This is a genomic window from Sphingomonas naasensis (genome assembly GCF_004792695.1).
Classification (GTDB): Bacteria; Pseudomonadota; Alphaproteobacteria; order Sphingomonadales; family Sphingomonadaceae; genus Sphingomonas; species Sphingomonas naasensis.
In genome coordinates this window covers 125,509-147,230 of record NZ_SRXU01000009.1, presented here as the reverse complement: position 1 = coordinate 147,230, position 21,722 = coordinate 125,509, and the positions used below count along the sequence as shown (strand labels likewise).

Annotated in this window: 31 protein-coding genes and 1 riboswitch; of the genes, 18 read left to right on the top strand and 13 right to left on the bottom strand. The window is 68.4% G+C overall.

Features of this window, described 5'->3' with window-relative positions:
- Positions 1-61: 61 nt before the first annotated feature.
- Positions 62-418 (bottom strand): VOC family protein, encoded by a 357-nt coding sequence (locus tag E5A74_RS18450; RefSeq protein WP_135987099.1) that lies wholly within the window; start codon positions 416-418, stop codon positions 62-64.
- 152 nt (positions 419-570) lie between these two features.
- On the opposite strand from E5A74_RS18450, the gene E5A74_RS18445 reads away from it, so the two are divergent.
- Positions 571-1,092, top strand: coding sequence for a TetR/AcrR family transcriptional regulator (locus tag E5A74_RS18445; RefSeq protein ID WP_135987098.1), 522 nt, complete (start codon positions 571-573; stop codon positions 1,090-1,092).
- On the opposite strand, the gene E5A74_RS18440 is transcribed toward E5A74_RS18445, so the two are convergent.
- Together E5A74_RS18440 and E5A74_RS21000 are read right to left on the bottom strand one after the other, a co-directional pair.
- Positions 1,082-1,930, bottom strand: a complete 849-nt coding sequence (locus E5A74_RS18440) for a DMT family transporter (protein WP_135987097.1) — start codon at positions 1,928-1,930, stop codon at positions 1,082-1,084. The genes E5A74_RS18445 and E5A74_RS18440 overlap by 11 nt on opposite strands.
- Entirely contained in the window at positions 1,927-2,403 is a 477-nt protein-coding gene (locus tag E5A74_RS21000) for an Lrp/AsnC family transcriptional regulator (RefSeq protein ID WP_166745747.1), read from the bottom strand. Before E5A74_RS21000 ends, E5A74_RS18440 begins: the two co-directional genes overlap by 4 nt.
- 143 nt (positions 2,404-2,546) lie before the next feature.
- Between E5A74_RS21000 and E5A74_RS18430 the strand changes: the two genes are divergently transcribed.
- Positions 2,547-3,854 (top strand): S41 family peptidase, encoded by a 1,308-nt coding sequence (locus tag E5A74_RS18430; protein ID WP_135987095.1) that lies wholly within the window; start codon positions 2,547-2,549, stop codon positions 3,852-3,854.
- Here the strand turns inward: E5A74_RS18430 and E5A74_RS18425 are convergent.
- On the bottom strand, positions 3,851-5,434 hold the full coding sequence (locus E5A74_RS18425; RefSeq protein ID WP_135987094.1) for a cisplatin damage response ATP-dependent DNA ligase: 1,584 nt from the start codon (positions 5,432-5,434) through the stop codon (positions 3,851-3,853). The genes E5A74_RS18430 and E5A74_RS18425 overlap by 4 nt on opposite strands.
- Positions 5,435-5,503: 69 nt before the next feature.
- On the opposite strand from E5A74_RS18425, the gene E5A74_RS18420 reads away from it, so the two are divergent.
- The gene (locus E5A74_RS18420) at positions 5,504-6,340 is read left to right on the top strand and encodes a metallophosphoesterase (RefSeq protein ID WP_135987093.1); all 837 of its coding nucleotides are present in this window, start codon (positions 5,504-5,506) and stop codon (positions 6,338-6,340) included.
- Here E5A74_RS18420 and E5A74_RS18415 read toward each other — a convergent pair.
- Positions 6,337-6,693 carry a DUF1428 domain-containing protein gene (locus E5A74_RS18415; protein WP_135987092.1) on the bottom strand — a complete coding sequence of 119 codons (357 nt, stop codon included), beginning with the start codon at positions 6,691-6,693 and terminating at the stop codon, positions 6,337-6,339. The genes E5A74_RS18420 and E5A74_RS18415 overlap by 4 nt on opposite strands.
- 151 nt (positions 6,694-6,844) lie before the next feature.
- Between E5A74_RS18415 and E5A74_RS18410 the strand changes: the two genes are divergently transcribed.
- Entirely contained in the window at positions 6,845-7,159 is a 315-nt protein-coding gene (locus tag E5A74_RS18410) for a hypothetical protein (RefSeq protein ID WP_135987091.1), read from the top strand.
- Positions 7,160-7,225: 66 nt separating this feature from the next.
- On the opposite strand, the gene E5A74_RS18405 is transcribed toward E5A74_RS18410, so the two are convergent.
- Entirely contained in the window at positions 7,226-7,723 is a 498-nt protein-coding gene (locus E5A74_RS18405; RefSeq protein WP_135987090.1) for a Dps family protein, read from the bottom strand.
- A gap of 162 nt (positions 7,724-7,885) precedes the next feature.
- The gene (locus E5A74_RS18400; RefSeq protein ID WP_135987123.1) at positions 7,886-9,001 is read right to left on the bottom strand and encodes an amidohydrolase family protein; all 1,116 of its coding nucleotides are present in this window, start codon (positions 8,999-9,001) and stop codon (positions 7,886-7,888) included.
- A gap of 156 nt (positions 9,002-9,157) precedes the next feature.
- Here E5A74_RS18400 and rpmG point away from each other — a divergent pair, with 156 nt between their 5' ends.
- The 4 genes from rpmG (at position 9,158) to E5A74_RS18380 (ending at position 12,116) form a co-directional block, all read left to right on the top strand.
- Positions 9,158-9,325, top strand: coding sequence for a 50S ribosomal protein L33 (rpmG, locus tag E5A74_RS18395; protein ID WP_135987089.1), 168 nt, complete (start codon positions 9,158-9,160; stop codon positions 9,323-9,325).
- A 110-nt stretch (positions 9,326-9,435) separates the two neighbouring features.
- The gene (locus tag E5A74_RS18390; protein ID WP_135987088.1) at positions 9,436-9,726 is read left to right on the top strand and encodes a hypothetical protein; all 291 of its coding nucleotides are present in this window, start codon (positions 9,436-9,438) and stop codon (positions 9,724-9,726) included.
- A gap of 92 nt (positions 9,727-9,818) precedes the next feature.
- A riboswitch (TPP riboswitch) is annotated at positions 9,819-9,910 on the top strand.
- Between the two features lie 48 nt (positions 9,911-9,958).
- Positions 9,959-11,860 (top strand): phosphomethylpyrimidine synthase ThiC, encoded by a 1,902-nt coding sequence (gene thiC / locus E5A74_RS18385; protein WP_135987087.1) that lies wholly within the window; start codon positions 9,959-9,961, stop codon positions 11,858-11,860.
- 4 nt (positions 11,861-11,864) lie between these two features.
- Positions 11,865-12,116: a hypothetical protein gene (locus E5A74_RS18380; RefSeq protein WP_135987086.1), complete on the top strand. Its 252-nt coding sequence runs from the start codon at positions 11,865-11,867 to the stop codon at positions 12,114-12,116.
- 124 nt (positions 12,117-12,240) lie between these two features.
- Here the strand turns inward: E5A74_RS18380 and E5A74_RS18375 are convergent, their stop codons facing one another.
- Genes E5A74_RS18375 through E5A74_RS20995 form a run of 3 tightly spaced genes read right to left on the bottom strand, consistent with a single transcriptional unit; the run spans position 12,241 to position 13,876 of the window.
- Positions 12,241-12,597: a hypothetical protein gene (locus E5A74_RS18375; RefSeq protein WP_135987085.1), complete on the bottom strand. Its 357-nt coding sequence runs from the start codon at positions 12,595-12,597 to the stop codon at positions 12,241-12,243.
- Positions 12,598-12,642: 45 nt separating this feature from the next.
- Entirely contained in the window at positions 12,643-13,737 is a 1,095-nt protein-coding gene (locus tag E5A74_RS18370; RefSeq protein WP_135987084.1) for a hypothetical protein, read from the bottom strand.
- Entirely contained in the window at positions 13,727-13,876 is a 150-nt protein-coding gene (locus tag E5A74_RS20995; protein WP_166745746.1) for a hypothetical protein, read from the bottom strand. Before E5A74_RS20995 ends, E5A74_RS18370 begins: the two co-directional genes overlap by 11 nt.
- Before the next feature lie 173 nt (positions 13,877-14,049).
- On the opposite strand from E5A74_RS20995, the gene E5A74_RS18365 reads away from it, so the two are divergent.
- The 3 genes from E5A74_RS18365 to E5A74_RS18355 all read left to right on the top strand — a co-directional run bounded on the left by E5A74_RS18365 (position 14,050) and on the right by E5A74_RS18355 (position 15,488).
- On the top strand, positions 14,050-14,556 hold the full coding sequence (locus E5A74_RS18365) for a 2'-5' RNA ligase family protein (RefSeq protein ID WP_166745745.1): 507 nt from the start codon (positions 14,050-14,052) through the stop codon (positions 14,554-14,556).
- Positions 14,557-14,655: 99 nt separating this feature from the next.
- A complete protein-coding gene (arr, locus tag E5A74_RS18360; protein WP_135987082.1) occupies positions 14,656-15,066 on the top strand; it encodes an NAD(+)--rifampin ADP-ribosyltransferase in 411 nt (136 codons plus the stop codon).
- 17 nt (positions 15,067-15,083) lie between these two features.
- Entirely contained in the window at positions 15,084-15,488 is a 405-nt protein-coding gene (locus E5A74_RS18355; RefSeq protein ID WP_135987081.1) for a VOC family protein, read from the top strand.
- Positions 15,489-15,504: 16 nt separating this feature from the next.
- Here the strand turns inward: E5A74_RS18355 and E5A74_RS18350 are convergent, their stop codons facing one another.
- Positions 15,505-15,915 carry a hypothetical protein gene (locus E5A74_RS18350; protein WP_135987080.1) on the bottom strand — a complete coding sequence of 137 codons (411 nt, stop codon included), beginning with the start codon at positions 15,913-15,915 and terminating at the stop codon, positions 15,505-15,507.
- Between the two features lie 141 nt (positions 15,916-16,056).
- Between E5A74_RS18350 and E5A74_RS18345 the strand changes: the two genes are divergently transcribed.
- Positions 16,057-17,199 carry a PQQ-dependent sugar dehydrogenase gene (locus tag E5A74_RS18345; RefSeq protein WP_135987079.1) on the top strand — a complete coding sequence of 381 codons (1,143 nt, stop codon included), beginning with the start codon at positions 16,057-16,059 and terminating at the stop codon, positions 17,197-17,199.
- Positions 17,200-17,203: 4 nt separating this feature from the next.
- Here E5A74_RS18345 and E5A74_RS18340 read toward each other — a convergent pair whose 3' ends face one another.
- Together E5A74_RS18340 and E5A74_RS18335 are read right to left on the bottom strand one after the other, a co-directional pair.
- Entirely contained in the window at positions 17,204-17,578 is a 375-nt protein-coding gene (locus tag E5A74_RS18340; protein ID WP_135987078.1) for a PaaI family thioesterase, read from the bottom strand.
- Positions 17,572-18,021 carry a PaaI family thioesterase gene (locus E5A74_RS18335; protein WP_135987077.1) on the bottom strand — a complete coding sequence of 150 codons (450 nt, stop codon included), beginning with the start codon at positions 18,019-18,021 and terminating at the stop codon, positions 17,572-17,574. Before E5A74_RS18335 ends, E5A74_RS18340 begins: the two co-directional genes overlap by 7 nt.
- Before the next feature lie 131 nt (positions 18,022-18,152).
- On the opposite strand from E5A74_RS18335, the gene E5A74_RS20990 reads away from it, so the two are divergent.
- The 6 genes from E5A74_RS20990 to E5A74_RS18315 are packed head-to-tail and all read left to right on the top strand — an operon-like array spanning position 18,153 to position 21,678.
- Positions 18,153-18,311, top strand: coding sequence for a hypothetical protein (locus E5A74_RS20990; RefSeq protein WP_166745744.1), 159 nt, complete (start codon positions 18,153-18,155; stop codon positions 18,309-18,311).
- A gap of 14 nt (positions 18,312-18,325) precedes the next feature.
- Positions 18,326-19,291, top strand: a complete 966-nt coding sequence (locus tag E5A74_RS18330; RefSeq protein ID WP_135987076.1) for a hypothetical protein — start codon at positions 18,326-18,328, stop codon at positions 19,289-19,291.
- Positions 19,279-20,169: a transposase gene (locus tag E5A74_RS18325; protein ID WP_135987075.1), complete on the top strand. Its 891-nt coding sequence runs from the start codon at positions 19,279-19,281 to the stop codon at positions 20,167-20,169. Before E5A74_RS18330 ends, E5A74_RS18325 begins: the two co-directional genes overlap by 13 nt.
- 49 nt (positions 20,170-20,218) lie before the next feature.
- The gene (locus tag E5A74_RS21290) at positions 20,219-20,557 is read left to right on the top strand and encodes a response regulator transcription factor (RefSeq protein ID WP_240699878.1); all 339 of its coding nucleotides are present in this window, start codon (positions 20,219-20,221) and stop codon (positions 20,555-20,557) included.
- Positions 20,554-20,862 carry a winged helix-turn-helix domain-containing protein gene (locus E5A74_RS21285; RefSeq protein WP_240699877.1) on the top strand — a complete coding sequence of 103 codons (309 nt, stop codon included), beginning with the start codon at positions 20,554-20,556 and terminating at the stop codon, positions 20,860-20,862. Before E5A74_RS21290 ends, E5A74_RS21285 begins: the two co-directional genes overlap by 4 nt.
- 36 nt (positions 20,863-20,898) lie before the next feature.
- On the top strand, positions 20,899-21,678 hold the full coding sequence (locus E5A74_RS18315) for a crotonase/enoyl-CoA hydratase family protein (protein ID WP_135987074.1): 780 nt from the start codon (positions 20,899-20,901) through the stop codon (positions 21,676-21,678).
- Positions 21,679-21,722 lie beyond the last annotated feature (44 nt).

Here is a 21,722-nt window from a genome sequence, read left to right as displayed (position 1 = left end):
GAAGGGGCCGGGCGGAAACGTCCGGCCTTTTTCGTTGCCGGCGGCAACGCGTGGCGCCGCGCTACTCCAACACCCGCCCCACCCGCACCAGCGTCCCACTTGGATCGCTCACGGCGAACTCGTACGTCCCCCATGGCCTGGCGTGCGGCGTGCCGGGCGCGATGATCAGCTCGCGGACGCGATCAGCGATGGCATCGACATCCTCGACATAGAGATAGAGGCCGAACGGATTGTCCTCGACGTTGCGCGGCCACCCCGGCATCCGGTTGAGATGGAGATGCCAGCCGCGCCCGTCGGCGAGGATGCGGTAATGGCCGTGGTCGCTTACCACCGCGAAGCCGAGCCGCGCATAGAAGCGCTCGCTCGCATCGAGATCGTCGCTCGGCAGAATCGCCACTACGCGGTGCGCTTCGCTCATTCGTCCACTCCTGCTTTTCCGCGTGCATCCTGCCGTGGCGGCGCGCGGTGCGCGAGGAACAATGCGCCGCGAATCGGCCTTTCCGGACGAACCCCCGCAAAAGTCCGGCGCGCTGCCGCCGCGATGCGCTAGACCCGGCGGCGGAGGGCCGGATGCAAGGCAATGATCCCCGCGCCGAACGCACCCGCGCCGCGATCCTCGGCGCGTTCACGGAGCTGTTGTTCAGCCGCCGCTACGACGCGATTCGCACCGCCGATCTGATCGCCGCGGCGGGCATCGGCCGCTCGACCTTCTACGAGCATTTCCGCGGCAAGGACGACGTCCTCGTCGCCGCCACCGAGCCCGTCCTGCAGACTCTCGCCGCCGCCGCGCTCGACCGCGCCAGCCCGGCCCAGCTGCGTGCGATGCTCGACCATGTCTGGCGACAGCGCGGCTTCGCGCGCCGGCTCCTCGAAGGCCGCACCGGGCGCATGCTCGAGGCCCGGCTCGCGGCGATGATCGCGGCCCGGCTCGAACCCGGCGCGCCGGCCGCGCTGCGATCGGCCGCCGTTGCCGCCGCTTTATGGACGATGCTGCGGCTCTGGCTCGCGGGCACGGTCGCGTGTCCCGCCGCCGAACTCGCCTTGCACCTCAAGGCCTGTGCCTGCCTGCGCGCCGCCCCCGTCACCGCGTGAGGATCAGCACCGCGCCGCCGAGAATTCCGAGCACCCCCGCCGCGCGCCCGAACGTCACGCGCTCCTTGAGGAAGAATGTCGCGATCAGCAGCGCGGTCACCATCCCCGTCTCGCGCAACGCGGCGAGCGGCGCGGTCGGCCCGCGCGCGAACGCGCTCAGCGCCAGCCCATAGGTCAGCACCGACAGCGCCCCCGCCGCGACGCCCGGCCGCCACTGCGTCCGCGCCGTGGCGAAGATCGCCCCGCGCGACAGCAAAGCGAACATCGTCGTGGTCAGGCTGCCCATCAGCACGAACATCCAGACGATGAAGCTCAGCGGAGTCGGCGCCGCGCGCACGCCATGCGCATCGATCACGGTATAGCCGGCGATCGTCACGCCGGTGAACAAAGCCCAGCCGAGCCCCGCGCGGCTGATGTGCCGGCCGCTGACCATCACGAACATCGCCGCGCCGATCAGCGCGATCCCGGCAAGCTCGCGTCCGCTCGCCGGCTCGCCGAACACCCCGATCGCCAGCGCCGCGGTGACCAGCGGCGCGGTGCCGCGCAGGATCGGATAGGCCGCCGAGAAGTCGCTCGTCTCGAACGCGCGGACCAGCGCGTAGAGATAGGCGCAATGGAGCAGCGCCGTGCTCGCCAGCCAGCCCCATGCCCCGTCGGGCAGCGGCACCAGCAGAGTCGCCGGCAGCATCAGCACCGCGCTCGATCCGTCGATCACCGCGCGCCCCGCCATCTTGTCCTTGCCGCCCTTGAGGATGGCGTTGACCACCGCGTGGATCGAGCCCGAGGCGATCATCATCGCCGGCGCCAGCCAGACCGGGTTCGCGTCCGCCCAGTTCATCCGGCGTCGATGTCGAGCGGCAAGGCGAGGCTGAACTTGCGCCGGCGTTTGACGAAGCTGGTCTCGTAGCGCCGCACTACCGGGTCGCTGCCGAGCATCGTGTCGGCGAATTCGTTGAACGCCGCCATGTCGCGCACCGTCACCAGCAGCAGCAGGTCGAAGGCTCCCGACACGTCGAGGAACAGCTGGACATGGGGGCTCGCGCCGAGCCGCCGTCGCAGTGCCTCGACCGCGGCGAGCGCGTGCCGGTCCATCTGCACCTGCACCACCGCCGAGAGGAACGGCCCGATCTCCTCCGACAGCACCGCGACATCGCCGGTGATCGCCCCGCTATCGCGCAGCCGGCGGATCCGCCGCGCGATCGCCGAGGCCGAGAGCGGCAGACGCTGCGCGAGCGCGTCTGCGGTGAGCAGCGCATCGTGCTGGAGCATATCGAGGATACGCAAATCGAGCGTGTCGCGCAGCGCGCCCATATTCCGGCGATCATCTCCCTTCGCGTGCCAGAAATGTGCGCGCGATCGCGCAAATATGCCTCCGCAACGGCGCGCAGGCCAGCGCAGACTGGCAGCAGGGGCGTCGGCCGGGGCGATACCGGCAGACTTCGGGAGGAAGTTCGATGCGTAGTTTGTTGCTGGCCGGGGCGATCGCCGCCGCGGCCCCGTTCGCTTTGGTCGCCATGCCGGCCCAGGCCCAGACCGCCGTAAAATTCGATTCGCGCGCCACGGTCGAGGCGGTCCGCAAGACATTGCGCGAGAATTACGTGCTCAAGGAGCGCCGCCCCGCGCTCGATGCCGCGCTCGCCAAAGGGCTGGCGAGCGGCCGCTACACCGTTACCGATCCGCAGGAGCTGGCCAGCCGCATCAACGCGGATCTCGACGCCGTCGCGCACGACAAGCATCTCGGCATCAGCTTCAATCCGCAGGTCGCCGCCGAGCTCAAGCCCGGCGGACAGGGCGACGACGATGGCGAGCAAGCGCAATTCTTCCGCGATCTCGCGCATCGCAACAATCACGGCGTCACCGAGCTGCGCGTGCTCCCCGGCAATGTCCGGCTGCTTCGTTATGACGGCTTCATGTGGACCGGCGCCGAGAGCCAGGCCGCGATCGACACCGCGATGGCGTTCCTGCGCGGCGGCGATGCGATCGTCATCGACTTGCGCACCAATGGCGGCGGCAGCCCCGACGCGGTCCGCCGCCTCGCCAGCTATTTCGTCCCCGCCGGCGCCAAGCTCGTCACCTTCCATATGCGCGACGAGAAGCCGACCGTGTCCAACGCCGATGCCGAGGTCGCCGGCGGACGCATCACCGGCAAGCCCGTCTATGTCCTGACCAGCGGGCGTTCGGCCTCGGCCGCCGAGGAATTCGCCTCGCACGTCAAGGGTTTCGGCTTCGGAACGCTGGTCGGAGAGACCACTGCCGGCGCCGGCTATCGCAACGATAGCTATCCGATCCCCGGCGGATTCGTGCTCAGCGTCTCGGTCGGGCGCCCCGAGCTTCCCGACGGCAGCGACTGGGAGGCCAAAGGCGTGCCGCCCAGGCTCGCGGTGGCGCCGGATCTCGCGCTCGATCGCGCCCAGCAGGACGCGCTGACCAACCTCGCGGGCAAGGCGCAGGGTCCGCTTCGCACCGAGCTCGAATGGGCCGCCGCGGTCCACGCCGCCCGCATCGCCCGCGCCGCGCCGGCGCTTGCCCTCGCCGCCTATGCCGGCCGCTATGGCGAGCGCTCGATCGCGGTCGAGGGCGCCGGGCTCATCTTCCAGCGCGACGGCGGCCCGAAGAGCGCGCTGGTCCCGCTCGGCGGCGATCTGTTCGCGCTCGAGCGCGATCCGCGGACGCGGCTGCGCTTCGTCTCGGCCAACGGCGCCGTCACCGGCTTCGTCCTCGAGCGCGCCGACGGCAGCAAGATCGAAGCAAGCAAGGCCTAGGTCGCGAGCTTCCGCAGCGCGGCGATCGTGTCCGCCTCCTGCGCGGGCTTGTCGTTGCGGATCCGGCTGATCCGCGGGAAGCGCATCGCCAGCCCCGATTTGTGGCGTTTCGATTCATGGATCGAATCGAACGCCACTTCGAGCACCAGCGACTTGTCGGTCTCGCGCACCGGCCCGAAGCGATTGACCGTGTGGTTGCGGACATAATGGTCGAGCCATTTGAGCTCCTCGTCAGTGAAGCCGAAATAGGCCTTGCCGACGGGGAGCAGCTCCCCGCCCTCGGTCCACGCGCCGAAAGTATAATCCGAATAGAAGGACGAGCGCTTGCCGCTGCCGCGCTGGGCATACATCAGCACGCAATCGGCGGTCAGCGGATCGCGCTTCCATTTGTACCACAGACCCGCGCGCCGCCCGGTGACATAGGGCGAATCGCGCCGCTTGAGCATCACCCCCTCGATCGCCGCGTCGCGCGCGCCGGCGCGGATCTCTTCGAGCGCGGCGAAGTCCGCCGCCTCGATCACTGCCGAGACATCGAACCGCTCGGCATCAAGCCCGGCGGCAAAAGCCTCGAGCCGCACCCGCCGCTCGGACCAGGGCAAGCCGCGCAGATCCTCCAGCCCGTCGAACAATATGTCGTAGAGCCGCACGAACGCCGGATATTCGGCGAGCGTCTTCGCAGAGACCAGCTTGCGCCCCAGCCGCTGCTGCAGCGCATTGAAGCTCCCCGCGCCGCCTTCGCCGCCCTGCGCGCTGCCCTTCACCAGCAATTCGCCGTCGAGCACGCCGGGTGTAGCGAACGCCTTCGCCACTTCGGGGAAACTGTGGGTGATGTCGTCGCCCGCCCGGCTGTAGAGCCGGGTCTCGCCCGCGACATGGACGAGCTGCACCCGGATCCCGTCCCATTTCCACTCGGCAGCATAGTCGTCGAGGCTGACTTCGGCCTCTTCGAGGGGATGCGCGAGCATGAACGGCCGGAACACGGGGACATTATCGGGAGTCGGCTGGGTCCCGCGCCCCTCGGCCCAGTCGAACAGCGGCGCATAGGGCGGGACGAGCCCGTGCCACACTTCCTCCACTGCATCGACGTCGAGCCCGAAGGCCTGCGCGAGCGCGGTCTTGGCCAGCCGCGCCGACACCCCGACCCGCAGCGCGCCCATCGCCAGCTTGAGCAGGGCGAATCGCTCATCGGCCTCGAGCCGGTCGAGCATCGCCGCCAGCGCCGCCGGCGCATCGGACTTCGAGATCGTCCCCAGCACGCGCACCACCTCGGAGAGCGTCAGCGGCGTGCCGTCCCCCGGCGGCACCTCGGGCGCGGGCCAGAGCAGGGCAATCGTCTCGGCCGAATCGCCGACAAAGTCGCGGCTCAGCGCGAACAGCACCGGATCGACGCGCGCCTCGACCAGCGCGCGCACCAGTGCCGGCTTGATCGCCGGCAGGTCGAGGCTCCCGGTCAGCGCTGCCATCGCCCAGCCGCGGTCGGGATCGGGCGTGCCCCTCAGATAATCGCCGATCAGCCGCAGCTTGGCGTTGCGCGAGCGAGTGTAGATCAGAGCGTCGAGCAGATCGGCAAAAGCGCGCATGGTCGCGCAACGCATAGCATGACGCTTGCGCTCCCGTTACGAGTTGTCGCGATGAGCGGAGGGATGCGGATGAAGCGCTGGGGTATCGCGATCGGACTATTGCTGCTCGCCCCAATTCTGCTCGCCGGCTACAGCTTCATCGAGGCACGCCGCGATCCCGTGGTCCGCACCGCAACGATCGCGCTGCCGCATTGGCCCGAGGGCGCGCCGCCGGTCCGCACCGTGCTGCTCAGCGACATCCATATCGGTACCGCCGCGATGGGGCCGGCGAGGCTCGGGCGAATCGTCGACCAGATCAACGCGCTGCATCCCGACATCGTCTTGATCGCCGGCGACTTCATCTTCGGCCATGCGCCCGGCAGTGCCACGCGGCTCGGCGAGCAGATGGTCGCACCGCTCGCGAGACTGCGGCCGCGGCTCGGGGTGATCGCCGCGCTTGGCAATCACGATCACTGGACCGGCGCGAGCGCAGTGCGCGATCAACTCCGGCGCGCCGGCATCGCCGTAGTCGACAACGGTGCCGTGATCCGCGGGCCGCTGGCGATCGCAGTCGCTGGCGACGATTTCACCGGGCACGCGGATCTGCCCGCGACGCTCCGGGCGATGCGGCGCCTCGCTGGCGCAAGGCTGATACTCACGCACTCACCCGACATCGCGCCCGCGCTTCCCGCCGACGTGTCGCTGCTGCTCGCCGGCCACACCCATTGCGGGCAGGTGTTGCTGCCATGGCTCGGGCCGATTTCGGAGGTCTCGCGCTACGGCGCCCGCTATCGCTGCGGTGTCGCGCGCGAGCCCGGCCGCACTGTTGTGGTCACCGCCGGCCTCGGCGCCAGCGGCGGACCCTTCCGCCTCGGCGCCCCGCCCGACCTCTGGCTGCTGACGCTGGGGCCATCGGCGCTGCGCTAATCCCTTCCCATCGCGACGATCGGCGTGAAGCAGCCGAGGATCAGCCGGCGCGCATCGAACGGTGGTTCGCCGGCGCTGTCCATCCGCGGGTCGTCGTGCATCCGGGCTTCGGCGGCTTCGAAAAACGCCTTGTCGGGCCAGATCTGCCACGTGAACACGATCTTCTCGCCCGGCTCTGCGGCGACGGCGCGGCGGAAATCGGTCTGTTTGCCCTCGGGGACGAAATCTTCCCAGCACTCGACGATCTCGAGGCAGCCATATTCCCTGAAGAAGGCCGCGCCATTCTCGGCCCATCGGCGATAGGCCTCGATGCGTTCCGCCGGTACGGGAATCACCAGTCCGCAGACATACATGGCGCCGCTCCGCTTGGGGTCGATTCAGCATGCCATAGCCGCCGGCGATGGCGAAACCGCGGCTGCGGCACTGCAATGGCGCCGCCACGAAACTGCGGTTAGATTCGCGCCGCCGGCGGCATGCCGGTCCCTGGGCAGAAGGTTCGCTCACATGAAGTTCATCGTTCCGGCCGCCGCCGCGCTCGCGCTGCTCACCCCTGCCGCCTTCGCCCAGACTGCAACCGCACCTGCGCCCGCTGCCAAGCCTGCCGCGGCGAAGTTCAATCTCGACACCCCGATCGAGACGCTCGTCGGCGATCCCAAGGCCAAGGCAGTGCTCGACGCCGACCTGCCCGGCATCGCCACCCATCCGTCCTACGAGTTTTTCAAGAGCATGAGCCTGCGCGCGGTCCAGCCGATGTCGGACGGCAAACTCACCGACGAGATGCTCAAGAAGGTCGAGACCGACCTCGCCGCGATCATGTAACCGGGCACAGACGCAAAAAGGGCCGGGGATCGCGCCCCGGCCCTTTCGACTCGATTATTCCGTCGATCAGCCCTTGCGGCTGGCCTCGAACAGGAACCAGGCGCGCTCCTCGGCCTGATCGGTCCATTCGTCGACGATTCCGCTGGTGGCGTTGTCGCCGGCATCCTCGGCGGCCTGCTTCACTGCCCGGAAGCTCTCGACCAGCTTGAGATTGTCGTCGCGCAGCTCGGCGAGCATGTCGCCCGGAGCGACATAATCGGCGTCATTGTCCTTGAGCGTCTGGCGGCGCGCGATGTCGCCGATCGAGCGGAGCGTGACGTTGCCGGTCTTGCGGACGCGCTCGGCGATCGCGTCGGTTACGCCATAGATCTGCGCGGCCTGGTCATCCATGAGCAGGTGATAGTCGCGGAAATGCGGGCCCGAGACGTGCCAGTGGAAGTTCTTGGTCTTGAAATAGAGCGCGAAGCAGTCGGCCAGCGCGCTGTTCAGCGCATCGGCCACGCTCTTGGTGTCGTTGCGGTTGAGATCGGTGGGCGTCTGAAGCGCCGCCTTGGTGTCTGCCATGTGTTCCTCCGGAAACGATACGGGTGCCCAACGAACGCCATATAGGAAGGGCTCCGCGCGCCGCCATGGCTATTTTCCGATGACTGTGATCGCCGGTGAGTGTCGCGCCGGCCTCTCGGCTGGAACGAAACCCAAGGACGGTCGTCGCCTGCGCGACATTGCTCATTCGATGTGAAAAAGCCGCTCCGCATTGCGATGGAGGATGCTGCTGCGCTGCGCGGGAGTCAGTCGCGCCCCATCGATGAAGGCCACCGCGTCCCGGGAATTTTCATAGGGATAGTCGATCGCCCACATCACGTTCTCGATCCCTGCGGTCTTGATGACCAGCTCCAACACTTCGGGGGCTTCGAAGCCACTGGTCGTCACTGCGATGTTTCGCCGGAAATAGGCGCTCGGGGCAAGCGCCAGCGGCTTCATCCGCCCGTCCTTGGCGCGGCGCACCGCCATGTGGTCCAGGCGCCACATCCAGAACGGCAGCGCCTCGCCCATATGGCCGAGGACGATGCGCAGGCGCGGGTATCGATCGAAAACGCCACTGAGGATCAGCCTGACGGCATGCGTTCCGGCCTCGACTCCGAAGCCCCAGATGGAGCCGCCCATGCTATAGTCGCGAAACGGCCCGGCCATGCCGTTCGACGGCGCGCGTGGGTGAAGGTAGATTGGCCGGTCAAGCGCCTGCGCCGCCTCCAGGATCGGCGCGAAGCGGGCGTCGTCGAGATACAGGTTGCCGGTGTGCGAATTGACGATGAAGCCGTTCAGCCCGAGCATTTTCACGGCGCGCTCCATCTCGCGAACCGCCCGCACCGGGTCCTGCGGCGCGAAGCAGGCCAGGCCGGCGAAGCGTCGGGGATGGCGCGCGATCGCCGCCGCGAGATGATCGTTGGTGGTGATGGCGAGTGCGCTGGCCATATCGGGCTCGAACATCTGGACACCTGGAATGGTGACCGAGAGTATCTGCATGTCGACGCCCGCCGCCTCCATGTCGGCGAGGCGTTCGGCGTCGAGATCGAGCAATTGCCGGCGAAAGCGATCCTGGTTCGAACCCGGGCGCGGATTGTCGAAGATCGAGAGAATGCCGGTCGGCACATCGAGGCTCGACCCGGGCTCGGCGCGCGCGATCGCGAGCCATGCCTTGACGAGCTCGGGTGTGGCGAAGGCCTCTTCGGTCGCGATCCTGCGTATGGGCGCCTGAGGTCGGCCGTCTGCCGGCGCGCCCAGGCTGGCCGCCGCGATCCCGGCTGTCGTTGCGGCCAGGAATTCCCGACGATTCGTGCGCATGGTCGGCTCCCCCCGCGGTCGCTTCTACAGATTTGGTGTATGTACGGACAGGCTGCCTTGACTTTTGCGCCCGATTCGCGCATCCGCCGCGGCCTGACAGCGGTGCGCCCGTGCGTGCCGCTCTTTTCTTTTCGCACGATTCAAGGGTTTCGGGTCATGGCCAAGCCGACCACTGTCAAGATCAAGCTCGTCAGCACGGCGGACACGGGTTTCTTCTACGTCACGAAGAAGAATCCGCGCACCCAGACCGAGAAGTTCTCCTTCCGCAAGTATGATCCCGTCGCGCGCAAGCACGTCGAGTTCAAGGAAGCCAAGATCAAGTAAGCCCGCTTGGGCGGCTTCCCCCGCCCGCGGCACGCGGAACCTCGCGGGGTTTCGGCGATTGGTGCGCGAGGCCCGCTTTGGCGGGCCCGCGAAACCATAAGGGGAACTCCATGAAGATTCTGCTCAAGGCGACCGTCGCTGCCGCCGGGCTGCTCGCGCTCGGCGCGTGCGGCAAGAATGCCGACGATCAGGCCGCCGCGAACATCGAGGCCATGGCCGACAACCACGCCGACGCGCTCGAGAACCAGGCCGATGCCGCCGCCGCGGCCGGCAACGACCAGCTCCACGACGCGCTCGAGGCGCAGGCCGACAATGTCGAGGATCGCGGCGAGGCCGCGGCCGACAAGGCCGATCATGATGACGACGCCCGCGTCGAAAATCAGGTCAAGAACACGCTCTGATCCGCCGGCAAGGCACAGAGAGGGCGCCCGCCGCATGGCCGGGCGCCCTTTTTCGTTTCCCCTCGCGCGCCCATCGGCCTAAGACCCCTGCATCCCCGGGGGACCGCTGGCGCAGCGGTTGAGAGGAGGGCCGCAGCCCTCGACCCGCTGAACCTGATCCGGCTGACACCGGCGTAGGGAGGGAGCGGCCGCGCCAGACGACCGTCCTCTCCCGTCTGAGGAGTAGAGACGAATGGCCGATATCCCCGCCCGCACCGAGCTCAAGGTCACCACCGGCCCGATCCGCGGCTCGCGAAAGATCCATGTCGGCCCGCTCGGCGTCGCGATGCGCGAGATCGACCTTGAGCCGTCGTCGGGCGAGCCGCCGATCCGTGTCTACGACACCTCGGGCCCCTATACCGACCCGCAAGCCCGGATCGACATCATGGCCGGCCTGCCCGAGATCCGCCGCGACTGGATCCGCGCCCGCGGCGATGTCGAGGAAGTCGCCCAGCGCGAGGTCCGCCCCGAGGATAACGGCCAGCTCGGCCCCGACCGCAGCGGCGGCGTCCAGCCCTTCCCCAATGTGCGGAAACAAGTGCTGCGTGCGAAGCCCGGCGCGAACGTCTCCCAGATGCACTACGCCCGCCGCGGCATCATCACCCCCGAGATGGAATATGTCGCCGAGCGCGAGAATCTCGGCCGCGCAAAAATGGGGACAGTCGCTCTTTCCCGCGACGGCGAGTCCTTCGGCGCGTCGATCCCCGATTACGTCACCCCCGAATTCGTCCGTGATGAGGTGGCGAGGGGCCGCGCGATCATCCCCAACAACATCAACCACCCCGAAAGCGAGCCGATGGCGATCGGCCGCAACTTCCTCGTCAAGATCAACGCCAATATCGGCAACAGCGCCGTCGCCTCGACCGTCGCGTCCGAGGTCGACAAGATGGTCTGGTCGATCCGCTGGGGTGCCGACACGGTGATGGACCTCTCCACCGGCCGCAACATCCACGACACCCGCGAATGGATCCTCCGCAACGCCCCCGTGCCGATAGGGACAGTCCCCATTTATCAAGCCCTTGAAAAGGTTGGCGGCGTCGCCGAGGACCTGACCTGGGAGATCTTCCGCGACACCCTTATCGAGCAGGCCGAGCAGGGCGTCGACTATTTCACCATCCATGCCGGCGTGCGGCTCGGCTACATCCCGATGGCCGCCAAGCGCGTCACCGGCATCGTCTCGCGCGGCGGCTCGATCATGGCGAAATGGTGCCTCGCGCACCACAAGGAGAGCTTCCTCTACGAGCACTTCGACGAGATCACCGAGATCATGAAGGCGTATGACATCGCCTACAGCCTCGGCGACGGCCTGCGCCCCGGCAGCATCGCCGACGCCAATGACGAAGCCCAGTTCAGCGAGCTCTACACTTTGGGCGAGCTCACCCACCGCGCGTGGAAGCAGGACGTCCAGGTGATGATCGAAGGCCCCGGCCATGTGCCGATGCACAAGATCAAGGAGAATATGGACAAGCAGCTCGAGGTCTGCGGCGAGGCGCCCTTCTACACATTGGGGCCGCTCACCACCGATATCGCGCCCGGCTATGACCATATCACCAGCGGCATCGGCGCCGCGATGATCGGCTGGTACGGCACTGCGATGCTCTGCTACGTCACCCCCAAGGAGCACCTTGGGCTGCCGGACCGCGACGACGTCAAGGTCGGCGTGGTGACTTACAAGCTCGCCGCCCACGCTGCCGATCTCGCCAAGGGCCACCCCGCCGCGCAGGTCCGCGACAATGCCTTGTCAAAGGCGCGCTTCGAGTTCCGCTGGCGCGACCAGTTCAACCTGTCACTCGATCCCGACACGGCGGAGGAATATCACGACCAGACCCTGCCGGCCGAAGGCGCCAAGACCGCGCATTTCTGCTCGATGTGCGGCCCCAAATTCTGCTCGATGCAGATCAGCCAGGAAGTCCGCGCCTTCGCCAACAAGCAGAATCAGGGCGTCGAAGGCTTCCTCGCCACCGGCCCGACCGGCGCCGAAACCGCAGCCGCCAGCAAGGCCGCCGCGCTCAAGGGCATGGAAGAGATGAGCAAGGTGTTCAAGGAGACGGGAAGCGAGCTCTACATGGGCTCGGGCGGACGCGAGCACGACTGAGCCGATGGCGCGACGGGCACTCGCGCTGCTCGCCAGTTTCGCGCTCTGCGTGCTGGCGGCGCTGCTCGTCGCGCTGACCCTGCACCGCGCGGAGCTGCCCTATGACGAAGCCGGCCGCTTCTTCGACGCGCGCGCGGCTGTGGTCTATGGCGAGGACGCCGTTCCGGTCTTCGCCACGATGGCCGCGCTGGCGGTCGTTGCGGCCGCGGCGGCGGTGCTCGCCACTCTCCGTCTGTGGCGCCGCAAGCCGCGCTAGCGGCGTAGTATTCTCAGAAACGGACGAGCTCTCCACCCATTTCGGCGCGGACGCGGATAGCTTCGAAGGCAGCGTTCACGTCGGGGATGAGGGCCCGGAGGCGAGCACGGCCGGCGCCCGCGACCTATCCGCGCAACAGGGCGGCGGACCCGGCAGCATAGCCCGGCACCCGCGCCGCGATCATCTCGGTCGGGATTTGCGGGCGCGGGGCGGCTTCACCGTGCAGCCAGATCGAAGCGAAGCTGGGGAAGATGAAGGCATAGCCAGGCCCCTCGTTGGTCTCCATGTCGTAGCGGACGCCACGCGCATTGCCGGGGCCGAGGCACATTTGCGGCCCGCTGAGCCCGGTCAAAAAGGCGCCCGGCGGCGATACCATGCCGACATATTGCATGCCGTTGAACAGTGGCGCCGCCACCGCCCCCGCGGACGGGTTGGGCGACGGGGCGGGGTTTGCGGAAAGTCCCTTGCGGCCAAATGTCATTGCGTTGCTCCCTTGCGCTTGCTGTTGCAGCACAGTCCCGGCGACCTAGGCTTTCCTTCGCCCGAACACCGGTCGGTTGCCAAAGCCCGGCGCCGGCAGCCCGCCCGGCCGCGCCGGGGGCGTGCCGCCATCGCCCGAATCCCTCGCGCGCACTTCGAAGCGGCCGCCGATCGCTTCGGCCAGCGCGCGCTTCTCGCGCCACTCGTTGACGAGCTCCATCTTGTCCTCGTCGTCCTCGGGCATCAGTTCCGGCGGCGGCGCCCGGTCGTTGATCACCCTGTCGAGCGGGACATAGTCGTCCGCCACGAAGCCATATTCGCGGAACAGCAACGGCCGAAGCTCGCAGAGCGGCACGTCGTCCGCCCCCGCCTCGCGGTGCAGGACGCGATAGGACAGGCTGCGATCCTCGGGTCCGAACGTATCGCCGTCTGGGATGACGTAACCGTCCTTGATCGTCGCGACGCGCAGGAAGGTGAGGATCGTCTCGTAATTGACGGCCCATGGCAGCACGCTCGGTTCGACGATGATCTCGCGCCCGATGAAGTGGCGCGCGCCGAAGGTGCGGATGCCGACCTTGCCGCTCTGTGCATCGCCGAACAGATAGGGGTGAATGTGCAGCGGACTCGGCACCGTTCCCACGGCGGCATAGACGTCGAACTTGTCGCCCGGAACGATCTGGTCGCTCTGCGTCCAGTGGACCGCCTGCGCCGGCGCGTGCTCGCAGACGATCCGCGCGATCATCGCGCACATCGCGAGCCGGTCGACGAACTGGGGCAGCGAATGCCCCTCCATCTCGCGCCCGATCGATGCCATCAGCGCCATCAGCTCGGGCGAGTTGCCGAGCACGCCGTGCGAAACGTTGATCAGGATGTGCGACTTGTTGCGCATCAGCCGCTGACGGACGTCAGGGCAGACGATCCCGGTGATCGTCGAGCGCAGCGCGGGCTGGAACACCTCGATATCGGCGGGATGATCGAGATATTCGAAGGTGATCATCCAGCTGTCGCCGCCATAGAGCCGGTAAAAGCTGCCCGGCCTGGATTCGGGCACATTGAACTGCGCCCCCGTGCGCGCGCCCTCGATCCGCATGAAATCGCGCACGATCGTCTCGAGGTTGGAGAGCGGTCGATCAAAAAGCAAAGCCGCCTGAATATCGTTCGGAAACTGCATCGCCCTCTTCCGCCAGTTGGCTGAGAAGATCCCTATCCGAAGCTTGTTTTACAATGGTTAATGCCGCGTCGATTCGCCCTGATGATACTTGTCCAGGCATGGCGCGCATTGCATCGTTACTTGGAATGGCCCGATATTCACTTGATCCAACAGGAGCCGATCGCCCGGGCCGGCATTTTAGCGCTGTCGCGGGCACAGGGTGCGACCGGGCTCTCGACTCCCGCCCAGGGACCGGGATGCCGCCGATCCCGCGCATCGCGCCAATCTGCTACACTTCTGGCGATGCGCGCCCGGAACCCCCTCTACATCCAGGCCAAACCGCCTCCGCACGTGCAGGCGCAGATCGTCGCGCTCGCGCGCAACGATCCCGGCCGCGGGCCGGAGCTTCTCCACGCCACGCTGATGTCGCTGTTCGACCTGCACTACGCCCCGGCCGATTGGCTGCCGCGCATCATCGCCGCGCTGGACAGCTTCTCCGCCCCTCCCTTCCCGCTCGCCTTCGACCGGATCGAGAATCGCAAGGCGGTCACCCTGCGCACCCGCGAACCCCTTGTCGAAGCCCGCGCCTTCCAGGCCGCGCTGGTCCGCCATCTGCTCGAACGGCGTGCGCCGATGATGCTCGGCACGACGCCCGAGCCGCATGTCACGATCAACTATCGCGGCGATCGACTGCGCGCGCAGAAAATCGCGCCGATCGGCTGGACGGTCGATGCGATCCTGCTGGTCGAAAGCGTGGTCGGCAAGGCCACGCATATCGAGCATGGCCGCTGGCCGCTCCGCACCGATTGAACCCGGCCGGCGAACGCCGGCCCGCTTTCGCGAGACATTTGCCAGCAGGCGGTGGCGTCGGCGCTTGCCGGGCACGATCCGGCACGGGATAGTCGCGCGATGACCTATGCCATCGACGCCACGCCGCCCTTTTATCACGGCACGCGCGCCGATCTGAAGCCGGGCGATCTGCTCGCACCCGGCTTCGCCTCCAATTATCGTGAGGCGAAGCTGTCGTGGATCTATTTCTCGGCGCGCCTCGAATCGGCGATCTGGGGCTGCGAGCTCGCGCACGGCGAAGGCCGCGAGCGCATTTATATCGTCGAGCCGACCGGCGCGTTCGTCGACGATCCCAACCTCACCGACACCAAATTTCCCGGCAACCCCACCCAGTCCTATCGTTCGCGCGAACCGCTCCGCGTAGTCGGTGAAGTCGCGACATGGCAGGGGCATTCGCCCGAGCAGCTTCAGGCGATGAAGGATGGCCTCGCACGGCTGACCGCCGAAGGCCGCGACCACATCATCGACTAGCCGGGGAACCGCGCCGCATGCCTCATCTCGCGCATATCGCCCTCGTCGTCCGCGACTATGACGCGGCGCTCGCATTCTATGTCGGCAAGCTCGGCTTCACCTTGGTCGAGGACAGCTACGTCCCCGAGCAGGACAAGCGCTGGGTGACGATCCGTCCGCCGGGCGCGACGGCGGACGCCACCACGATCCTGCTCGCGCGCGCGGCGACGCCCGAACAGGCGCGCTGCGTCGGCGATCAGGCGGGCGGGCGCGTCTTCCTGTTCCTCGCCACCGACGATTTCGACCGCGACCACGCCGCCTTCACCGCCGCCGGGGTCGTCTTCGTGCGTCCGCCCGCGGTCATGCCCTATGGCAAGGTCGCGGTGTTCGAGGATCTCTACGGCAATCGCTGGGATCTGGTCGAGTTCACCCTGGAGGCCTGAGCGCGTCGGCCGTGCTTCAGTGCGCGTCGGGGTTGGGGTCGACCATCGGCTGCCCCGGCTCGAACGACACGGCGTCGGGGCGCTCCTCGGCCTCGATCTGCGCCATCTGCCGGTCGATCGCCTCGCGGTCGCGCCGGACGATCGCCCGCGCCGCGGCGAGCTGTTCGGGAGTCACCGTGACGCTCGCTTCGCCGCGGCCATAATGGAGCTGCGCCCCGTTCGATTCCCCACCGCTCGCCTTCACCTGTTCGATCGCGCGGCGCATCTCGGGGCTGGTCGGCACCGGATCGCCAGGCGCGAAGGCGGTGGCGTCGGGGATCACGCGCGGCGGCTGCGGATGCGTCGGCGCGAAGACGAAGGCGATGCCGCGCACCGTCAGTGCCAGGCACAGGATGAACCCCAGCCGTGCCGCAAGTCTGCCGAGCATGTCCGCCGCCTCCCCTCGTCGCGTCGCGTCGCGCTTGCGTAGCCGCGCAAGGGTTAAGGATCGGCATGCGCGCGCCGAGGCTGGACCGCGGAACGCAACTGGGGGATGTAGGTTCGGCCAGCGAACAACAAAGGGTTCCCGATGCGTAAGCTCCGCATGCTCCTTCCGGCGGTGTTGCTCGCCGCGTGCAATTCCGGCTCCAACGCAGTGGCGCAGGACAATGCGACCCCTGCGGCGCCGGCCGGCGGGCTGCCGTTCAAGGTCACGCCGGTCGCCGATTTCGATGCGCCCTGGGCGATGACCTTCCTCCCCGACGGATCGATGCTGGTCACCGAGAAGGCGGGGACGCTGCTGCTGGTCTCGCCCGACGGCAAGCAGAAGCAGCCGGTGGCGAGCTTCCCGGTCGATTCGGCCGGCCAAGGTGGGCTGATGGACGTCGTCCTCGCCCCCGATTTCGCGAAGAGCCACCATGTCTATCTGAGCTATTCGGCCGCGGGCGAAGGCGGCAAGGGCGTCGTGCTCGTGCGCGGCGCGCTGACCGGCGATCCTGGGGCGCGTCCCGCGCTGACCGGGATCACCGAACTGTTCCGCGCGACTCCCTTCGTCGAGGGTAGCGGCCATTATTCGGGCCGCATCGCCTTCTCGCCCGACGGCAAATATCTGTTCTTCACCAATGGCGAACGCCAGAAGTTCGATCCGGCGCAGGATCCGAAGATGACGTTGGGCAAGGTGCTGCGGCTCACGCCCGACGGCAAACCCGCGCCGGGCAATCCGCTCGCCGCGCAGGGCTTCCATCCCGCGATCTGGTCCTACGGCCATCGCAACCTGCTCGGCATCGCCTTCGACGCGCAGGGCAATCTCTGGGAGCAGGAGATGGGCCCCAAGGGCGGCGACGAGGTCAATCTGATCCTGCCGGGCCGCAACTATGGCTATCCCAAGGTCTCGAACGGCGATCATTATGACGGCCGGCCGATCCCCGATCACAGTCCGGGCGACGGATTCGAGGCGCCCAGGGTCTGGTGGAACCCGGTGATCAGCCCGGGCGGGCTGATCGTCTATTCGGGCAGCATGTTCCCGCAATGGAAGGGGGACTTGTTCATCGGCGGCCTGTCGAGCCAGTCGCTGGTCCGCGTCGACGTCAACGGCACCGACGCGAAGAAGGGCGATCAATGGCCGATGGGCGCGCGCATCCGCGAAGTCGAGCAGGGCCCCGACGGCGCGCTCTGGCTGCTCGAGGACGGCGGCGAATCGCAGGGCCGGCTGCTCAAGCTGACCCCGAACTGATCGGTCAGCGCACGATCAGATAGTTCATCCGCGCCGCGGCGATCGGCCGATCGGGCTCGTCCTGCCACGCCACCGCCTCGACATTGGCGACGCGTGTGCCGAGCCTCGTGACCGTTCCGCGGGCGCGGGTCGGCTTGTCGCGGCCGCCGCGCATATAGTCGACGGTCAGGTTGATCGGTTTGATCCGCACCGCGCCCTCGTCGGCAAGCGCCTGCTTGAGCGCGCCGACCGCGGCCATTTCGAGCAGCCCGCCGATCGCCCCGCCATGGAGAAAGCCGGGGCGGCCGATCACGTCGACCGCGAAGGGCATCACATAGGTCGGCGCGGTCTCGCCGGGCTCGACGCTGAGCCCGAGCAGTTCGGCATAGGGAATCACCAATAGCCCTCCACCGCCATGAACGTCCCCGCGACATGCGCGAGCGGATCGTTCGGGTCGCCGTCATGCGCCTGCCCGCGGACAAAGGCGATCGAACGCGTGATCCGATAGCATTCGCCGCGGCCGATCACCGTCCGCCCGGGCCGCGCGGGGCGGAGATAGTCGATGCGCAGATCGAGCGTCGCATGCCCCTTGAACGCGTCGAGCTTGAGCCAGACGCCGACGCTCGTCGCCATGTCCATCAACGCGAGAATCGGCCCCGAGGCGAGCACGCCCGACGCCGGATCGCCGATCAGATCGGGGTGATAGGGCAAGGCCAGCTCGGCCCAGTCTTCACCATGGTCGTGATAGACGATCCCCAGCCTGCCGCCGTGCCCGCCGAAGCGGCCGCCGAACAGGCGCCTGGGATCGAACGCGCGCCCGGCCGGCGTCTCGCTATCGCTCATCCCCTCGCCCTAGCGCGCGCAGGGGCAGCGCGCAAACCCGCGGGATCCCGGCGATTACAGCGTTGTAATGTGCGCCGGGAGCGGCCCCGCGCTAGCCTCGTGGCGGGACTTGTTTGGCGGAGGCAGAGCAGATGGGGCTGGTGCAAATCGATCCCGGCGAGATCGTCGAGCTGGGGACGCAAGTGGCGGTGCACGGCGCGGTGCGCGTCGCGGAGATGGCGAGCGCCGACGATCTTTTCGAGCTGCTCGTCGGGATCGCCGTGCTGATCTACGAGATCGTGCCGGGCTGACCGGAGCGCGCGGCATGGACGCGACGATCTGCGCCGCGCTCCTCGCGGCCCGCGAACGCTCGGCCCGAACGAACGCGGCGTGGCGCACCAGCGCCGCGTACCGCGCCGCGACGGACGCTTTCGCCGGTTGCCCGGGCCCGGACAATCCTGCCGGCGCGCCCGAGGCTGCCACGGCGCGCGCAGAAGCGCTGCTGGCGGATGGCGGTTGGGTCGAGGCGCTGCTCGCGCCGCTGGTGACCGCGCTCGCCGGCGATCCTTTCTTCGAGCCGCCGTTCAAGGTGCATCGCGACGCGCTGCGGATCGGCGCAGTGCTTTTCGACTGCCCGGCAGCGTCGATCGCGGCGAGCGTCACGCGCGCTTCGGCAATGGCGGCGCTGCCGCCGCCGGCGACCATCGTCTTCACCGGCCGCGTTTCGATCACCCGGACGATCCGTGCCGGTGGCGCCCATCTGGCGCGGTGGTGGGCCGAACCGATCGACGCGCAGTTTCGCGCCGACGAGGCTCCGCAGTGCACGGCGCTCGAACCGATCGCGCTGCGCGACGGGATGCTGCACCGGACCGATGGCCGGCGCGAGGCGCAATTGATCCGCGACGCCGCCGGCGACGTGGTCACGCTGGTCGCGACGATCCGCGCGGGCGCCGCGCCGCTGCTGCGCGAATATGACCGCGCCAGCCGGGCGCTGCTCCGCGTCGGCGATGGCGACGACCGGCCGTCGCGCATCGGGATGCTGCTGCACCTGCTACGCGTCGCCGGACGGACCGACGCATCGCCCTGCTTTGCCGCCGCGACCGAGGCACCGCAATTCCATCTGCGCTGGGCGGCGATGCGCGAATGGCTGGCGCTCGACGCCGCCGCTGCGCTGCCCCGTCTCGCGACGATGGCGCGCAGCGATGCGCATGCCGAGGTTCGCGCCGCCGCCACGCGCATGCTGCCGGTGGTGGCGCAACGCCTTGCCGAGGCGGCGCGATGCCCCGGTTGATCGATCCCGGTGCCGGCGACGCGATCGGGCTCGACGATCTGGTCGAGGCGCTCGACGCCGCCCCGGTCGACGTCCGCGACGAGGATGCTTTCGCGGCGCTCGGCCCGCTGCTCGCCCGGTTGGGGCGCAACCGCGACTTTCTCGCCGATCTCGCGATCGAGGAGCTCAAGGGCCGATGCGAGGGCCAGCATCGCGGAAACGGCTATGGCGCGCAGGTCTTCCTGCTGCGCCCGCCCAATGGCCGCTATGTGCTACGCGCCAATTTCTGGCCGGCGCGCGCCGATCCGACGGTGCGCGCCAGCGGCGCCGCCGCCTTTTTCTACGACTTGCCGCACGATCACAATTTTCCGTTCCTCACCTATGGCTATGTCGGGCCCGGCTATTGGAGCGACTATTTCGAATATGACGTGGCCGCGGTGACCGGGTTGCCGGGTGAGCATGCCGGGCTGCGCTTCGTCGAGCATTCGCGGCTCGAGCCGGGCAAGCTGATGCTCTACCGGATGCGCCGCGACGTGCACCTCCAGCTGCCGCCTGACGCATTCTCGGTGTCGCTCAACATTCTCGGCGCCGATCCGGCCCAGCCCTGGCTCGATCAATATCGGTTCGACATCCGCCGCGGCACGATCGCCGAGGGCCTGACCTGCACCGCCGCCGAGGCGCTGCTCGCGATTGCGGTGCATGTCGGCAATGGCCAGGATCTCGCCGCCGCATTTCTTGCCCGGCATCCCTGCGATCGCATGCGGCTGACCGCGCTCGACGCGCTGGTCTCGGCGATGCCGGCCGATGCGGAGGCCTTGCTCGAACGCGCCGCCGCCTCGCCGCGGGCAGGCCTCGCCGGCCAGGCCCGGTTGCGGCTGGCAGCGCGGACAGCTCCGTAACGGAGATGTTTTCGTCCGAATCGGCTGAATAGCGCGCTAGGTTCGTGCGGTGGCGGGAATTGTCGCATGCGCACTCGACTTGCCCGATCTCCGGCGGGCGGCGGATGCGCGCGGCCTTGCCCTGCTCCCGATCGCGGCGACCGCGCTGGGGCCGAGCGGCGCGCAGGCGGCGATCATCGCGCTCGACGGCCGCGACGCCGCGGCGTGCGTCGCGATGGTGCGCGGGCAAGGCTGGCACGGCGCGTTGCTGCTGGTGCTCGCGCGCGATTGCGGGGCCAGCGTCGAGAGCGCGTTGGACGCGGGCGCCGACGACGCCGTGACGCTGCCCGCCTGCCCGGGCGAGATCGTCGCCCGGCTTGCCGCGCGGCTCCGCGTGTGCCGGCGGTGACGCTGGGCGACCTCCGGATCGATCCCGTCGAACGGCGGGTGGAGCGGGAGGGCCGCGCGATCGCGCTGTTGCCGCGCGAATATGCCCTGCTGCTCCACCTCGCGCGCTCGGCCGGGCGCAGCATCGCGCGCGAGGAGCTGCTCGCAGCGGTCTGGGGTTTGCGCTTCGATCCGGGAACCAATGTCGTCGAGGTCCATGTCTCGCGTTTGCGCGCCAAACTCGATCGCGGCTTCGCGGCGCCGATGCTGGTGACCGACAAGGGGCGCGGCTATCGGCTGATCGCACGGGCTGACCCGCAGCCGTGATCTGGGCTAGCATGGCCCGAGAAGAGGAACCCGAAAATGGCCGAGCAGCGCGTCACCATCGCATTCGCAGACCATGTCGCCGAGGTCCGGCTGGCCCGGCCCGACAAGCTCAATGCGCTCGATCCGGCGATGTTCGCCGGCCTGATCGACGCGATCGCCCGGCTGGCCGAGATGCCCGGGCTGCGCGCGGTGGTGCTCTCCGGCGAAGGCCGCGGCTTTTGCGCGGGGCTCGACATGGCGAGCATGGCGAGCGGCGGATCGGGCGTCGATCTGGCGGCGCGCACCCACGGGCTCGCCAATGATTTCCAGCAAGTCGCGTGGGGCTGGCGCAGCCTGGCGGTGCCGGTGATCGCGGCGGTGCACGGCGTGGCGTTCGGCGGCGGGCTGCAGATCGCCAGCGGCGCGGACATACGGATCGCGGCGCCCGATGCGCGGCTGTCGGTGATGGAGATGAAATGGGGCATCGTCCCCGATATGGCCGGCTTCGCGCTGTGGCGCGGCACCGTGCGCGACGATGCGCTGCGCGAGCTGGTCTACACCGCGCGCGAGTTCGGGGCGGAGGAAGCGCGGGCGCTCGGGTTCGTCACCCGGATCGCCGAGGATCCGCAGGCCGAGGCGATGGCGCTCGCGCGCGCGATCGCGGGGCGCAACCCCGATGCGATCCGCGCGGCCAAGCAGCTGGCCAATCTCGAGGGCGGGGCGGCCGCGATTCTGGTCGGCGAAAGCGTTGCGCAGGCGGGATTGCTACGCTCGCCCAACCAGATCGAGGCGGTGATGGCCAATATGCAGAAGCGGGCACCGCGCTTTACCGACTGAGTCTTGCAATCAGGGGAGACGGCTCTAGACAGACAACCATACCC